Origin of the sequence: Streptomyces sp. H27-D2, from assembly GCF_035828615.1 — a bacterium.
GTDB lineage: Bacteria > Actinomycetota > Actinomycetes > Streptomycetales > Streptomycetaceae > Streptomyces.
In genome coordinates, this window is record NZ_JAYMZR010000033.1 from 1 (window position 1) to 14,886 (window position 14,886).

11 protein-coding genes and 2 pseudogenes are annotated in these 14,886 nt (G+C 69.4%); 9 read left to right on the forward strand and 4 right to left on the reverse strand.

The window, feature by feature from the left end; all coding sequences use genetic code 11:
- Positions 1-866 (forward strand): annotated as a pseudogene (locus QMK28_RS15005) (pyridine nucleotide-disulfide oxidoreductase); the annotation flags it as partial.
- 140 nt (positions 867-1,006) lie between these two features.
- Here QMK28_RS15005 and QMK28_RS15010 read toward each other — a convergent pair.
- Complete coding sequence (locus QMK28_RS15010; protein ID WP_326438132.1) at positions 1,007-1,990, reverse strand: acyltransferase domain-containing protein; 984 nt, start codon at positions 1,988-1,990, stop codon at positions 1,007-1,009.
- Between the two features lie 305 nt (positions 1,991-2,295).
- Positions 2,296-2,982 carry a TetR/AcrR family transcriptional regulator gene (locus tag QMK28_RS15015; protein ID WP_326438029.1) on the reverse strand — a complete coding sequence of 229 codons (687 nt, stop codon included), beginning with the start codon at positions 2,980-2,982 and terminating at the stop codon, positions 2,296-2,298.
- Between the two features lie 53 nt (positions 2,983-3,035).
- Here QMK28_RS15015 and QMK28_RS15020 point away from each other — a divergent pair, with 53 nt between their 5' ends.
- Complete coding sequence (locus QMK28_RS15020; protein WP_326438031.1) at positions 3,036-4,364, forward strand: aldehyde dehydrogenase family protein; 1,329 nt, start codon at positions 3,036-3,038, stop codon at positions 4,362-4,364.
- A gap of 264 nt (positions 4,365-4,628) precedes the next feature.
- Here QMK28_RS15020 and QMK28_RS15025 read toward each other — a convergent pair whose 3' ends face one another.
- On the reverse strand, positions 4,629-5,726 hold the full coding sequence (locus QMK28_RS15025) for a hypothetical protein (RefSeq protein ID WP_326438033.1): 1,098 nt from the start codon (positions 5,724-5,726) through the stop codon (positions 4,629-4,631).
- A gap of 212 nt (positions 5,727-5,938) precedes the next feature.
- Between QMK28_RS15025 and QMK28_RS15030 the strand changes: the two genes are divergently transcribed.
- Complete coding sequence (locus QMK28_RS15030) at positions 5,939-6,217, forward strand: peptidoglycan-binding domain-containing protein (RefSeq protein WP_326438035.1); 279 nt, start codon at positions 5,939-5,941, stop codon at positions 6,215-6,217.
- A 93-nt stretch (positions 6,218-6,310) separates the two neighbouring features.
- Here QMK28_RS15030 and QMK28_RS15035 read toward each other — a convergent pair whose 3' ends face one another.
- Positions 6,311-6,739: a LysM peptidoglycan-binding domain-containing protein gene (locus QMK28_RS15035; protein WP_326438037.1), complete on the reverse strand. Its 429-nt coding sequence runs from the start codon at positions 6,737-6,739 to the stop codon at positions 6,311-6,313.
- Between the two features lie 427 nt (positions 6,740-7,166).
- Here QMK28_RS15035 and QMK28_RS15040 point away from each other — a divergent pair, with 427 nt between their 5' ends.
- The 6 genes and pseudogenes from QMK28_RS15040 (at position 7,167) to QMK28_RS15065 (ending at position 14,777) form a co-directional block, all read left to right on the forward strand.
- Complete coding sequence (locus QMK28_RS15040; RefSeq protein ID WP_326438039.1) at positions 7,167-9,425, forward strand: family 2 encapsulin nanocompartment cargo protein terpene cyclase; 2,259 nt, start codon at positions 7,167-7,169, stop codon at positions 9,423-9,425.
- A gap of 397 nt (positions 9,426-9,822) precedes the next feature.
- Positions 9,823-10,584, forward strand: coding sequence for a DeoR/GlpR family DNA-binding transcription regulator (locus QMK28_RS15045; protein WP_326438041.1), 762 nt, complete (start codon positions 9,823-9,825; stop codon positions 10,582-10,584).
- A gap of 189 nt (positions 10,585-10,773) precedes the next feature.
- Positions 10,774-11,945 (forward strand): annotated as a pseudogene (locus QMK28_RS15050) (ABC transporter substrate-binding protein).
- Positions 11,945-12,931 (forward strand): carbohydrate ABC transporter permease, encoded by a 987-nt coding sequence (locus tag QMK28_RS15055; RefSeq protein WP_326438043.1) that lies wholly within the window; start codon positions 11,945-11,947, stop codon positions 12,929-12,931. Before QMK28_RS15050 ends, QMK28_RS15055 begins: the two are co-directional and overlap by 1 nt.
- Positions 12,928-13,791 (forward strand): carbohydrate ABC transporter permease, encoded by an 864-nt coding sequence (locus QMK28_RS15060; RefSeq protein WP_326438045.1) that lies wholly within the window; start codon positions 12,928-12,930, stop codon positions 13,789-13,791. The genes QMK28_RS15055 and QMK28_RS15060 overlap by 4 nt, the downstream gene beginning before the upstream one ends.
- Positions 13,788-14,777 carry a zinc-dependent alcohol dehydrogenase family protein gene (locus QMK28_RS15065; protein ID WP_326438047.1) on the forward strand — a complete coding sequence of 330 codons (990 nt, stop codon included), beginning with the start codon at positions 13,788-13,790 and terminating at the stop codon, positions 14,775-14,777. Before QMK28_RS15060 ends, QMK28_RS15065 begins: the two co-directional genes overlap by 4 nt.
- Positions 14,778-14,886: the final 109 nt, after the last annotated feature.

Genomic DNA, 14,886 nt, shown 5'->3' on the forward strand with positions numbered 1-14,886 from the left:
TCCGTGAGGAGGTGGTGGACTCCGGGCTGGTGTACGCGACGCGGATCTTCCGCGCTCCCGCGGGCAGCCAGGACTTCCCGGTCGTCAACGTCCAGGCCGACGCGCGCCGGCCGGTCCCGGGGCAGACCGCGACCCTGATCCCGATCGAGAACGGCCGGTGGCTCGTCACGACCTCCGGCACGCGCGGCGGCCCGCCGAGCGCAAAGGCCGAGGAGTTCGAGGCGTTCGCACGTCAGGTCCGCGATCCGGTGGTCGCCGACCTCATCGCCCACGCCGAGCCGCTCACCGACGTTCACATCTCGCGCAGCACCGTGAACCGCCGGCGCTTCTTCGAGGCCCTCACGCCCTGGCCTGCGGGCTTCGTGGCGATGGGTGACGCGGTCGCGACGTACAACCCCGTCTACGGGCACGGCATGACCGTCGCCGCCCAGGGCGCGACCGCTCTGCGCCGCGCCCTGGACAGCGGCGCCCGCGACGATCCCCGCCTCGCCCGCCGCACCCAGCGCGCCGTGGCCCGCGCGGTCGAGGGCCCCTGGAATCTGGCCACCGGGCAGGACCTCCGCTACCCCGGGGCCACCGGCGGGCAGCCGTCCGCCGCCGCCCGGCTGCTGCACGGCTATATGGACCGGCTGACCCGCACCTCGACCAGCCAACCCGACACCGCCCGGGCCCTCCTGGACGCCATGACGCTGTCCCGGCCACTGTCCAGCCTCATGCGGCCCTCCGTGGTCGTACGGGTCCTGCGCGGCCCGAGCCGCCCCCCGCTGGTGGCCCCTCCCCTCTCACCGGAGGAGCGGGCCTTCCGCTCCTCCGGGTCGGCCGACGCTGAGCCTGCCGACGCCGGGCCGGAGCGCGAGAGTTCGTGAGCGGAGGCACCGGGGGCGGTTTAGCTTTCTGGACAGACTGACGGACCGGGCTCCACTGACGGGCCCTGCTCCCTGACGGGCCGGGCTGCCGGGGGCGCGGGGGAAGGCGCCGCCGCCCCCTTCGCCTCGCGGCGGTCGCCTCACATCTCCAGCCAGCCGTCGCCCCCGTACCAATGACGGCCGGCGAGCAGATGGTCGGCGATGGCCCGCTCCAGCACGGTGCGGCGCGGAAGCTTCTCGACGGGCAGGTCCGGATCGCCGAAGACGAAGCCGATCGGCTCGGTGTCGCTGGGGTCGGTCTCCTCGTACCCGGGCCGGAAACAGTCCTGGAAGCGCACGATGTTGGAGTCCGCCGGCAGATACTCCCGCAACTGGGCGTCGAGAAGCCAGGAGTGGCAGGCCGCGACGGGGTAGGTCTCGTCGGGGAAGTGCCGGGGGAAGAACGCGCGGGCCAGGGCCAGCGAGCGGGCGCAGGCGGTCGGGGTCAGCGGGCCGCGGAAGTCGGGGATGTGCACGCCCAGCCCCGGATCGCCCGGCCCGACCGGACCGCCGGAGGCAGCGATGGCCCGCCCGGTCCGGACGCCGACCCGCGCGCGCTCGAACTGCAGGCGCCCGAGCTGGTACAGCTCGCCGCGGAAGTGGAACGTGAGCCAGCCCGGCGTGAGCAGCCCGCCGGTCCCGCGCCGCCTGCGGTGGACCGCCATCTGCCGGCCGAGATCGGCGAGGGTGTGGCGAGAGATGTGCGGCGGGACGCCGCGCTCGCGGTGGTACGCATGGATGTACGGCAGCGCCGCGACGAAGACGAACACGTAGAAGTAGCGTCCCACGGCTCCCAGTTCGGCCGGGAGGACCGGCAGCGCGAACGGCCGGTCGACCGTCCCGATCTCCCGCACCAGCACCCGGGCGCAGCGTTCGAGCAACCACCACAGCTCCGGGTCCCGCAGCACGCGGGCGCGCAGCACGGTCAGTTCGTTGATGTCCTCGTGCGGCACGGCGAGGTCCAGCAGGACGGCGGGCAGGTCGTCCAGCGACGGCAGGGCGATGTCGATGTCGCGGTCGTCGTCGGCCCCCAGGCGCTTGATCCAGCTGGTGAGACTCTCGTCCGACCGGAGCAGGTCCATCACGGTTGCCACTGGCGATTCCCTTCGGTGCTCGTGCGTCCGCCCGCTTCTTCCCGCCGCTTCCGCTCCGGTCCCGCTCCAACGTTCACGCTTCTTCGCTCGAACGGCCACCCTGTTCGCGCCGGCCGGAATCCCTGCCCGGGGCAGGGCGGCGGCGCGACCGTTCGGGCCCGGTTCGCGGTGAACCGCAAAAGACATGGGCGTGTACCGCAGAGACATGATCGCGCACAGGCGGCACGGACGGGCGGAGTTGACACGACCGAGGGCAGTCGACTGTGCGGGCGCGAGCGGGAGGCGCGGGGCGCGCGTCAGCCCGAGCGCGCCCCCAGCGCGCGCAGCAGGAACGGGAGGAGTTCGGTGGTCATCGCCGCGCCCGTCCGGGCGGTGTCCGCGGGGGCCGCGGCCCCGGCCGGGCCATCCGCCCCGGCGGGCGGCGCCGGCGGGCCGGGCGTCAGGAAGACCCGGCTGACCATCGCTCCCACCACCAGGTCGGCGAGAACATGAGCGTCGTCGAGCGGCGCGATGTCGCCGCGCGCGACCGCCCGGCGCACCACATCGGCGGCCCGGTCGCGGACGGGCTGGACGACGGCGGTGTCGAGGACCCGCGCCAGCGTCCTGTTGTGCGCGGACTCGCCGATCAGGACGTGCAGCAGCCGCCCTCCGGGGCCGTCCAGCGTCTCGGCCTTGTCCCGCAGCAGCGCGGCGAGGTCGCCCTCCAGGGTGCCGGTGTCCTCCCCCGGCCCGAGGTCGCGGGCCCACTGGGCGGCGGTGCCGATGACGAGGTCCTCCTTGGAGCGCCAGCGGCGGTAGAGGGTCGCGGTGGACACCCCCGCCCGCTTGGCGACGGCAGCGGTGGTCAGCCCGCCGTAGCCCTTCTCGTAGAGGACCGCCAGCGTGGCTTCCAGCAGGGCCCGGTCGCGACCGGCGTCGCGGGGCCGGCCGCGTGCGGACGGTGCGCTCGGGGCGGACGGTGCGTTCTCGGTGCGTTCGCTCACACCGATAGCCTAACCGAAACGAAAGCTTTTCGTTTTGTGTAGGCTCGGGCCACATGAAGCACTCCAGCGAAACCCCGGACCTGGACGCCGCAGCGCTCGTCGGCCTGCTGCGCTCGACCTTCGCCACCGGCCGCACCAAGCCCACGGCCTGGCGTCGCGGCGCGCTCGACGCCCTGCGCACGCTGCTCGTCGACAACAGCGACGAGCTCACCGCCGCGCTCCACAGCGACCTGGGCAAGAGCCGGCAGGAGGCCTACCGCACCGAGGTCGGCTTCACCATCAACGAGATCGACCACACCCTGGACAACCTCGACGGCTGGCTGGCCCCGCGCCCCGCCGCACTCCCCGAGAAGCTGCTCCCGGCCGAGGCGCATGTCGTACGCGACCCGCTCGGCGTCGTGCTGGTCATCGCCCCCTGGAACTACCCGCTCCAGCTCGCCCTCGCCCCGCTGGTCGGAGTGCTCGCGGCGGGCAACTGCGCCGTCGTCAAGCCCAGCGAGCTGGCCCCCGCGACCTCCGCCGCGATGGCCCGGCTGCTGCCGCGCTACCTCGACTCCGACGCGGTCGCGGTCGTCGAAGGCGCGATCCCGGAGACCACGGCGCTGCTGGAGCAGCGGTTCGACCACATCTTCTACACCGGCAACGGCATCGTCGGACGCATCGTCATGACGGCCGCCGCCAAGCACCTGACCCCGGTCACCCTGGAGCTCGGCGGCAAGAGCCCCGCCGTCGTCGATCCGGGCGCCGACCTGGCCGCGGCGGCGCAGCGGCTCGTGTTCGGCAAGTTCCTCAACGCGGGCCAGACCTGCGTCGCCCCCGACTACGTCCTGGCCATCGGTGACACCGCCAAGGCCATCGAGCCGCATCTCGCGGAGGCCGTGCGCGCGATGTACGGCGCCGAGCCGGCCGTCTCGGAGAGCTACGGACGCATCGTCAACGAGCGCCACTTCGACCGGCTCACCGGCCTGCTCGACAGCGGCCGCGCGGTCGTCGGCGGCGACCACGACCGTACGACGCGCTACATCGCGCCCACCGTGCTGGCCGACGTCTCCCCCGACGCCCCGGTGATGCGGGAGGAGATCTTCGGCCCGATCCTGCCGATCGTCCCGGTGCCGGACCTCGACGCGGCCCTGGCCTTCATCAACGAGCGCGACAAGCCGCTGGCGCTGTACGCCTTCACCGCCTCCGCCGACACCAAGCAGCGGCTGGTGAACGAGACCTCGTCCGGCGCGCTGGCCTTCGGCATCCCCGTCGCCCACCTCACCGCCCCTGAGCTGCCGTTCGGCGGCGTCGGCGAGAGCGGGATGGGCCGCTACCACGGCGAGTACTCCATCGACACGTTCAGCCACAGCAAGGCGGTGCTGGACAAGCCGCTGGGCTGACCCCGGCCACGGCAGTCCCTCCCGACAGCAGATGACCGGCCCTCGGCGGCCGGACAGGGTCACGTCAGGACACGTCCCTCGTCCGGCCGCCGAAGCGCGTTCCCGATGAATCGCCGACCAGCAACTCCCTTACCAACAAGCCCTGTTGACCGCCCCGCTGCTCAACCGGAGCTCAGAGCAAGCGGTTTCGAATCGGTCGCAACCGCATCACCGAATTCCCCCAACCCTTCCTCGGCGGGTACACATCAAGCGCCCGTCGCGTTGCTAGGTAGCGGGGGCCTGCGGGATGCGGCCGGGCTTGCCGGGCGCACCGTTCGGGCTGCCGACGGAGTTCAGAACGGTCTGGGCCTGAGTGTCGACGAACCTGGTGAACAACTGCTGGGCATAGCCGAAAAGGACGGCCCAGGCGATGATCTGGGCCGATGAGTCGAGGGCGCTGAGGCCAGGAACGAACTCGCCCCGCATGAGCAGGAGGCCGAGGACGGCTGTCAGCGCCCCCGTCGGGAGTTTCAGCAATGCCAGTGCCACAGGCACGTTGTACGGGCTTGACGTGCCCCTGATCCGCCTTAGTGACGCGGCTGCGGCGATAGCGGCTGCCACCAGCCCGACGAACTCGACGACGGGGTAGTCCCACCCGGACGCGACCATGGCGAAGACGGCATCGGCATCGGCCAGGGGGGCCTTGCTGCGTTCAGACATGTCGCTCGCCGTGGCGCAGACCGCCCCGATCCCATTCGGCCGGAAGCACAGAGGCACGATCGTCGGCCACAAACTGCCGAGAACGGCGACCAGAACGGCGACGAACGTCAGGACGATCGACATGCCGAACACGACGTAGGTGAAGCTGCGGACCCGGAGATTCTCCCTCAACAACCCCTGGCGGGCGACGGTCACCGCGTCGACGAGCATCTCGCGCTGCACATCGTCGAGCGGATTGCCCGCCCGAACCGACAACGCGATCTCCTCGACCTGCACTCTGCGCTGGTCACTGGCCGGAAGGTGTTCCCGGACAAAGGCCGCCAAGCCCGGCGTCAGCGCCTGGACCTCAGTCGATGGACGAAACCGCAGCATCAGTGCGTGTGCCACGTCGAAGTGCGTCTGCGAAACGGCCAGGTGCGCCCCTGGCAGGCGCCGAGGGTGATCGGTGTGGTGCAGGTTGCCCTCCGCTTCCTGCAACTCCTTGAGCGCCTGTTCCGCCAGCGGCTGCATCTCCGGCGAGAGCTGCCCGGGCAACGAGTTGCTCCTGACGAGAACCTCAAGCTCGTTGATGCGCGAGCACAGGGCTTCCCGAAGCTCCCACAGCCCCCTTTCGTGCGCGCTCTCCCTTCGGCGCTCCCAGAATGTACTCTTTCGTCCGCTCATGGGCCCACTTTCCTCAAAGCCACCGCCGGCCTGACGTCACCCTGCCGGCCACGTCGATATGCGAAGCACGCGATCGCATGCTTCCCTCGAACTGAACAGCCCTGGAGCCGTCGTCGGTCAACTCGCCACCCAGCTGGGAATCCTGATCCGCCGCCTCCATGACGCCTCAAGCCGTCGATCGCCCCACGGTCGAAACCAGAAGGAAGCTCGCCATGACGAACCCTGAAGTAAGCCAGGTATGTCAGTTCACCAAAAGTCGTCCGACGATCAAGCGCGGTGCGTCAGGCGTGGCAGTCAAGCAGGCGCAGTGTTACCTCAACCATTCATTGAAGGGCAAAGGCCTACTTGAGGACGGCGAGTTCGGGCCCGTCACTGACGCGGCGGTTCACAAGTTCCAGAAGTGTGCTGACATCACGATTGACGGCATTATCGGAGCCCAGACCTGGTCCCATCTGACGTTCTGGGCAAACAGCTCAGGCTTCGCCTGCTGAGGGTGATGCCGCCTGGTCGAGGCCGGTCTTGCGGACCGTCTCGACCAGCAGCACCTCGCCGGCACCCGATGGGTGGACGACGTCCAGCTTGCTTCACTCGCCCGGAAATGGAACGTTTAGCTTCGCCCAGGACTCCGCTCCCGGCCAGCCGTCCGCGTCCGCACCCGTGTAGCCGAGTTCGCGCTGCCACAGGGCATAGGAGTCACGGTGCTCTCGCGTCCACTGAGGCTCTGGATCCACCTTGTAGGCGGAACAGCCCTCATCGACCAAGCGATAGGCCATCATGCTGATGATGGGGCTGTTCGGTGCGCGCTTGAACCATTCGGCGCCGGGGAATGGCACGTACTCTGATACGTCTCGTTCATCCTTCGAAACGATCAGTCGCTGCCCAATCTTGATTTTGTCCGGGTTGGGGATATGGTTCCACGCCTGAAGCTGCTTGACCGTGGTCCCGTATCTCCTGGCGATGGCGGAGAGCGTGTCGCCCTCCTCGACGATGTAGTACGCGTCTTGTGTCTTCATAATTCTCATGCTAGACGACTTACCTGCCTCTCGCATGACGGGCAATCTGTTACGCGCGGCGCGCCTCAGGCGATTCCGCGTGGCTCGCATTTCGTAGCTATTCAGCAGGGTGCGGCCGGTTCGCGCGGGCCGTTGGAAGGGCCGGCCGGCACGGAGACACCGCGTGCGGGAGTACGCACACCGAACGCATGGCCGACAGCCGATACCACGATGAAGATCCTTAATCGAACTGAGCCAGGATTCACCTGTTTGAGCGGGGAGCGCCCGGACGGATACCCCCGGCCCACCGCACGACCTAGCGTGATGGGCGATCACCGAGCCGGTGGTGATCGTCATCCGGGGCGGGCCCTCGGCCCGAGCGCCGACCGGCACCTGCTCAGGAGCAGCATCCAGCCACTGATCCGGGACATGCGAAAGGTCGCGCGCGATGTCACAGCCCTTCGAACTCCCCCAGTTCTACATGCCGTATCCGGCGCGCCTGAATCCGCATCTCGCGGGCGCCCGCGAGCACTCCAAGGCGTGGGCCCGCGAGATGAACATGATCGAGGGCTCGAACATCTGGGACGAGAGCGCGTTCGACTCCCATGACTACGCACTGCTCTGCGCCTACACCCACCCGGATGCCTCGGGTCCCGAACTCGACCTGGTGACCGACTGGTACGTGTGGGTCTTCTTCTTCGACGACCACTTCCTGGACATCTTCAAACGCACCCAGGACACGGCCGGCGCGAAGGCGTACCTCGACCGGCTGCCCGCCTTCATGCCGGTGCAGCCGGGCGGCGCCGTCGAAGAGCCGACCAACCAGGTGGAGGCGGGCCTGGCGAACCTGTGGACCCGTACGATCCCGACGATGTCCGAGGACTGGCGCCGTCGCTTCGCGGAGAGCACGCAGCACCTGCTTGAAGAGTCCTTGTGGGAACTGTCCAACATCAGCGAGAACCGGATCTCCAACCCCATCGAGTACATCGAGATGCGCCGCAAGGTGGGCGGAGCGCCCTGGTCCGCGAATCTCGTCGAGCACGCGGCGGGCGCCGAAGTCCCCGCCGAGATCGCGGCGAGCCGGCCGATGCGGGTCCTCAAGGACACCTTCGCCGACGGGGTGCACCTGCGCAACGACCTGTTCTCGTACCAGCGGGAGACCCAGGAGGAGGGCGAGCTGGCCAACGCGGTACTGGTCCTGGAGCACTTCCTCGGCTGCGACACCCAGCAGGCGGCCGACGCCACCAACGACCTGCTGACCTCGCGGCTCCAGCAGTTCGAGCACACCGCGCTCACCGAACTGGCGCCCCTCTTCCAGGAGACCGGGCTGGACCCGGTCTCCTGCGTGAAGGTGTTCGCCTACGTCAAGGGGCTCCAGGACTGGCAGTCCGGCGGACACGAGTGGCACATGCGCTCCGGCCGCTACATGAACGGCGGCTCGGACACCTCGGCCGCGCCGGTCGGCGTGCTGAGCGGGCCGGCCGGGCTGGGCACCTCGGCCGCGCGCGTGCTGTCCTCGCTGGCGGCGTCGGCGCCCGCGCGGCTCAGGAGCTACACGCATGTGCCGTTCCAGGAGGTCGGCCATCTGACGCCGCCCGACTTCCACATGCCCTTCAAGACCCGGCTGAGCCCCCATCTCGACGCCTCGCGCCGGCACAACGTCGAGTGGGGCCGCCGGATGGGGATGCTGGCCTCCATCCCCGGCATCCCCGGCTCCGGCATCTGGGACGAGCGCCAGCTCAAAGGCTTCGACTTCGCCCTGTGCTCCGCCGGGATCCACCCGGACGCGAGCGTCGACGAACTCGACCTGACCACCGACTGGCTCACCTGGGGCACCTACGGGGACGACTACTTCCCGGTGGTCTTCGGCCGCACCCTCGACATGGCCGGCGCCAAGGCCTGCAACGAGCGGCTCTCGACGTTCATGCCGCTGGACGCCGCCTCGGCGCCGCCGCCGCTGAACGCGCTGGAGGGCGGCCTCGCGGACCTCTGGTCCCGTACGGCGGGCCCGATGACGCCGGACGCGCGGCGCAAATTCCGTACCGCCATCGAGGACATGACATCGAGCTGGTTGTGGGAACTCGCCAACCAGAAGCAGAACCGCATCCCCGACCCCGTCGACTACATCGAGATGCGCCGCAAGACCTTCGGCTCGGATCTCACCATGAGCCTCTCGCGGCTGGCCCACGGCAACACCGTGCCGCAGGAGATCTACCGGTCCCGGCCGATGAAAGCCATGGAGAACTCGGCGGCGGACTACGCGTGCCTGGTCAACGACGTCTTCTCGTATCAGAAGGAGATCCAGTTCGAGGGCGAGATCCACAACGCCATCCTCGTCGTCCAGAACTTCTTCAACTGCGGCACGCCCGAGGCCCTCGGCATCGTCAATGACCTGATGACGTCCCGGATGCGCGAATTCCAGCACACCGTCTCCACCCAACTTCCGGTCCTGTTCGACGACTTCGACCTCGACGCCGAGGCCCGCGCCACCCTGACCGGGTACGCGGCGGAGCTTGAGGACTGGCTGGCCGGAATCCTCACCTGGCACGAGGGCTGCCACCGCTACGAGGAGTCGGAGCTCCGCCGCCAGCCGGCCGTGCCGACGTTCAGCATCGGCGGGCCCACCGGACTGGGCACCTCGGCCGCCCGCATCACGAGCCTGCTCCGCAGCCCCGCCGTGACACCGCTTCCGGTGGCTCAGGGCTGAGCCGTAACCGGACCCGGCGACCGTCGCTCCCGCCCACCCGGGCGGGCCGGCGGTCGCCGTCGTTCGGACCCGCCCGCCCGACGCCCGTACGGGGGTCCGCGCGGCGCGAAACGGGCGGTGAACGGGCTCCGCGGCCGGTCAAGCAGGCACCGGCATTCCCCGGAGCAAGCGCTTCCTGTCGCCATGAGCAGGACAGGCCACAGCGCCGGAACGGGCACATGCGGGCATGATCGTTGTTGTATCGAACCTGGCCACACCGCCCACGTACTTGTAGAAACTTCCTTGCAAGCCCGAACGGGCATCGCATCGGTCGCGAACCGGACTCGGTACCGTCATCGAATTCGGTCATGAACCGAACCGGTCATGAGCAGCAAGTCGTGGGAACAGGAGGCGCGCCGTGGACACCGAGGAAAGACGCCGGGGAATCCTCGAACAGGCCCGACGCTCGGGCGCGGTGGACGTCGCGAAGCTCTCGGCGGACTTCGGCGTCTCGAAGGAGACCATCCGGCGCGACCTGCACGTGCTGGAGGAACACGGCCTGGTACGGCGTACGCACGGCGGCGCCTACCCGGTGGAGAGCGCCGGCTTCGAGACGACACTGGCCTTCCGCACCACCATGCACGTCCCCGAGAAGGCCCGGATCGCCGCCGCGGCCGCGGATCTGGTGCGGGACGCCGAGACCGTCTACATCGACGAGGGGTTCACCCCCCAGCTCATCGCCGAGGTGCTGCCCCGGGACCGGCCGCTGACGGTCGTCACATCGTCCCTGGTGACCGCCGGCGGGCTGGCGAACCGCGAGCAGATCAGTGTGCTGCTGCTGGGCGGCCGGGTCCGGGGCGGCACGATGGCGACCGTCGACCACTGGGCGACCCGGATGCTGGCGGGCTTCGTCATCGACCTGGCCTTCCTCGGCGCCAACGGCATCTCCCGCGAGCACGGCCTGACCACCCCCGATCCCGCCGTCAGCGACGTCAAGTCGCAGGTGATGCGGGTGGCCCGGCGCCGGGTGTTCGCCGGGGTGCACACCAAGTTCGGGGCAGCGAGCTTCTGCCGGTTCGCGGAGGTGTCCGACTTCGAGGCCATCGTGACCGACACCGGGCTGCCGCTGTCGGAGGCCCATCGCTATTCACTGCTCGGCCCTCAAGTCATCCGGGTGTGACCCGCATCCGCTGAGACGACCTTTCCCCCCGCACCCCTTTCCCCCACACCTCAAGTCACCGCCCCCTCTTCCGCCCCCGTCCTCTGCCCCTGGCCCCCGGCGACCGCGCCGGCGGTCCGGTCCCGTGCGCCGCCGCACCCCCCACGCCGCGGCCAACGACCCCGCTCGATCGAGCGGTTGGGAGAACCCATGCCGAATCGGCAACGACATCTCGTCCGGACACTGGTGGTCTCCGTGAGCGGCGGCGCCCTGCTCGCGGGGTGTACCGGCGCCGGCGGGCTCGGCTCCGACGACGACACGATCAATGTCCTGATGGTGAACAACCCGCAGATGACCGAGCTCCAGAAGCTGACCGCAGCTCATTTCACCCAAGAGACCGGCATCAAGGTCAACTTCACCGTCCTGCCGGAGAACGACATCAGGGACAAGATCAGCCAGGACTTCGCCAACCAGGCCGGCCAGTACGACGTGGCCACCCTGAGCAATTTCGAGATCCCCTTCTACGCGAAGAACGACTGGCTCCGCCCGCTGGACGAATTCGCCGCGAAGGACGCGGCCTACGACCAGGACGACATCCTGGAGCCGGTCCGCGAATCGCTCACCGCCGAGGACGGCAAGGTGTACGGCCAGCCGTTCTACGGCGAGTCGTCCTTCCTGATGTACCGCAAGGACGTCTTCGCCGAGGAGGGCCTGAAAATGCCGGCCGACCCGACCTGGCAGCAGGTGGCCGGGTTCGCGGCGAAGCTGGACGGCGCCCGCCCCGGCATGAAGGGCATCTGCCTGCGCGGGCTGCCCGGCTGGGGCGAGATGATCGCCCCGCTCACCACGGTCGTCAACACCTTCGGCGGCACCTGGTTCACCAAGGACTGGAAGGCACGACTCACCTCCCCCGAGTTCGTCAAGGCGACCAAGTTCTACGTCGACCTGGTGCGCGAGCACGGTGAGGCCGGCGCGCCGCAGGCCGGGTACGCCGAGTGCCTCAACAACCTCACCCAGAGCAAATCCGCCATGTGGTACGACGCAAGGAGTACGAGAAGCTCGTCGGCGAGAAGATCGGCTGGGCCAACGTCCCTGCGGGCAAACGGCAGTCCACGTACGAGAACCCCGACTACCGCAACGTCGCCGGGACCTTCTCCGAGGTCACCCGCCGCTCCGTCACCAGCGCCGATCCCCGTAACCCCGGCAAGCAGCCGCGGCCGACCATCGGCATCCAGTTCGTCGACATCCCCGAGTTCTCCGATCTCGGCACCAAGGTCTCGCAGGAGCTCAGCGAGGCCATCGCGGGCCGCCAGTCCGTCGACGCGGCGCTGAAGAAGTCGCAGAAGCTGGCGGAGAAGGTCGCAGAGGAGTACCAGGACTGATGAGCACCCTCCTCACGGAATCCGTGGCATCCGCGACCCGCACGGGTCCGCCGGCCGCCACGCCACCACCGCGCAAAAAGCAGAGCTCCAGCGCTCTCAAAGCCTGGGCCACCCGCGCCCCGCTGCTGCCCGCCCTGATCTTCCTCATCGTCGTCACCCAACTGCCGTTCGTGGCAACGCTGGTGATCTCCCTCTTCGACTGGAACGCCTTCTCTCCCGGCAACCGCAGCTTCGCGGGCCTGTCGAACTACGCGACCGTGGCCACCGACGCCGCGCTGCGCGAGTCCGTGCTCACCACCATCCTGCTGACCGCCTCCGTAGTCATCACCAGCGTCGTCCTCGGGCTGCTGCTGGCCCTGCTACTCGACCGCACGTTCAAGGGCCGCGGCCTGGTGCGCACCATGCTCATCACCCCCTTCCTGGTGGTGCCGGTCGCCTCCGCGCTGCTCTGGAAGCACGTGCTCTACAACCCGGAGTACGGCCTGCTCAACGGGTCGCTGGCCTGGCTCGCCGATCTCCTCGGCGTCGAGGGGCCAGCGCAGCCGGACTGGATCTCCTCCATGCCGCTGCTCGCCGTGGAAGCGTCCCTGGTGTGGCAGTGGACCCCGTTCATGATGCTGATCCTGCTGGCGGGGCTGCAGAGCCGGCCGCTCGACCTGGTGGAAGCCGCCCGGCTGGACGGGGCGAGCGCCTGGCAGATCTTCCGCTATCTCACCCTGCCGCATCTGCGTCGCTACCTGGAACTGGGCGCGTTGCTCGGTTCGATCTACATCGTGCAGAACTTCGACGCGGTCTTCACCATCACCAAGGGCGGGCTGGGCACCGCGAACCTTCCCTACACCGTCTACCAGACGTTCTACGAGGCCCATGAGTACGGGCTGGCGTCCGCCGCCGGCGTGCTCGTGGTGATCGGTTCCATCATCATCGCGACCTTCGCGCTGCGGGTCGCCTCGTCTCTCTTCAGCGAGGAGGTGTCCCGGGGATGACCGCCACCACCGTCTTCACTCCACCGGCCGTGCGCCGGGCCCGGCGCCGCAACACCGCACTGGGCCTGCTGGCCTGGGCGGTCGGCCTGGTCTTCGTCATGCCCGTGCTGTGGATGCTGCTGACCTCCTTCCACTCCGAGACCGACGCGGCGACCAACCCGCCCTCGCTGGCCGCCCCGCTGACCCTGGACGCGTACCGGACCTTCTTCGGCGGCTCCGGCGGGGCCAGCCCCTGGCCGCCGCTGGTCAACTCGCTGTGGGCGAGCGTGGTCTCCACGTTCTTCGTCCTGGTGCTGGCGCTGCCGGCCGCGTACGCGCTCTCGCTGCGGCCGGTGAAGAAGTGGACGGACGTCCTGTTCTTCTTCCTGTCCACCAAGATGCTGCCGGTCGTCGCCGGGCTGCTGCCGATCTTCCTGTTCGCCAAGAACACCGGGATGCTCGACAACATCTGGCTGCTCATCATTCTCTACACCTCGATGAACCTGCCGATCGCGGTCTGGATGATGCAGTCCTTCCTCGCCGACGTGCCGGTGTCCATCATCGAGGCGGCCCAGATCGACGGGGCCAGACTGCCGTCCATCCTGGTACGGGTGGTCGCCCCGATCGCCGGCCCCGGGATCGCCGCCACCGCGCTGATCTGCTTCATCTTCAGCTGGAACGAACTGCTCTTCGCCCGGGTGCTGACCGGGGTGGCCGCCCAGACCGCGCCCGTCTTCCTGACCGGATTCGTCACCAGCCAAGGTCTGTTCCTGGCGCAACTGAGCGCCGCCGCCATCGTCATCTCGCTGCCGGTGCTCGCCGCCGGCTTCGCCGCCCAGGACAAACTCGTCCAGGGCCTGTCTCTAGGAGCAGTCAAATGAGGGCCGCACTCATCGAAGCCCCGGGCAAAGTCACCCTCACCACGATCCCCGACCCCACACCGGGGCCGCGCCAGGTGGTCGTCGACGTGGCGGCCTGCGGACTGTGCGGCACCGATCTGCACATCCTGCAGGGCGAGTTCGCGCCGAGTCTGCCCCTGGTGCCCGGACACGAGTTCGCCGGGGAGGTCGTCGGAATCGGCGCGGAGGTGACCGAGCTGGCGATCGGCGACCAGGTCGCGGTCGACCCCTCGCTGTACTGCTACGAGTGCAAGTACTGCCGCACCGGGCACAACAACCTGTGCGACCGCTGGGCCGCGATCGGCGTCACCGTCGCGGGCGGCGCGGCGGAGTACGCCCTCGCCCCCGTCGCCAACTGCGTCAAGCTGCCCGATCACGTCTCGACGGCGGACGCCGCCCTGATCGAACCGCTGTCCTGCGCGGTCCGCGGCTACGACGTGCTGGGCAGCCGGCTCGGCGCCCATGTGCTGATCTACGGCTCCGGCACCATGGGCCTGATGATGCTCGAACTGGCCAAACGCACCGGGGCCGCGGGCGTCGACATCGTCGACCTCAACCCGGAACGGCTCGCCACCGCGCGGAAGCTGGGCTGCTCCGGATCGGCGGCCGGCGCCGACGAGCTGGACCGTCCGCAGGGCTGGGACGTGGTGATCGACGCCACCGGCAACGCCGCGGCCATCCAGGACGGGCTCGGCCGCGTCGCCAAGGCGGGCACCTTCCTGCAGTTCGGCGTCTCCGACTACGCGACGACCGCCACCATCGAGCCGTACAAGATCTACAACCAGGAGATCACGATCACCGGCTCGATGGCCGTCCTGCACAGCTACGAGCGGGCCGCGGAGCTGTTCGGCACGGGGGTGCTGGACCCGGAGATCTTCATCAGCCACCGGATGCCGCTGGAGCAGTACCCGCAGGCGCTGGACCAGTTCCGGTCCGGGCAGGGCCGCAAGATCGTGGTGGTGCCGTAGGCGGGGCGGGGGCCGGGCAGGGCGCTCCGCGCCTCAGCGCTCCCCCGCCCCCGGGCCGGCTACGCCCCTCCCCGCCTGGCGGGCGGCGCGGGGGTGGGTGAGGCTGAGG

What these genes read in the sequence shown, in the direction of transcription:
- QMK28_RS15020 (WP_326438031.1), top strand. Translation starts at nt 3,036, where the DNA reads ATGAAGCACTCCAGCGAAACCCCGGACCTGGACGCCGCAGCGCTCGTC.
- QMK28_RS15025 (WP_326438033.1), bottom strand. Translation starts at nt 5,726, where the DNA reads ATGAGCGGACGAAAGAGTACATTCTGGGAGCGCCGAAGGGAGAGCGCG.
- QMK28_RS15030 (WP_326438035.1), top strand. Translation starts at nt 5,939, where the DNA reads ATGACGAACCCTGAAGTAAGCCAGGTATGTCAGTTCACCAAAAGTCGT.
- QMK28_RS15035 (WP_326438037.1), bottom strand. Translation starts at nt 6,739, where the DNA reads ATGAAGACACAAGACGCGTACTACATCGTCGAGGAGGGCGACACGCTC.
- QMK28_RS15040 (WP_326438039.1), top strand. Translation starts at nt 7,167, where the DNA reads ATGTCACAGCCCTTCGAACTCCCCCAGTTCTACATGCCGTATCCGGCG.
- QMK28_RS15055 (WP_326438043.1), top strand. Translation starts at nt 11,945, where the DNA reads ATGAGCACCCTCCTCACGGAATCCGTGGCATCCGCGACCCGCACGGGT.
- QMK28_RS15060 (WP_326438045.1), top strand. Translation starts at nt 12,928, where the DNA reads ATGACCGCCACCACCGTCTTCACTCCACCGGCCGTGCGCCGGGCCCGG.
- QMK28_RS15065 (WP_326438047.1), top strand. Translation starts at nt 13,788, where the DNA reads ATGAGGGCCGCACTCATCGAAGCCCCGGGCAAAGTCACCCTCACCACG.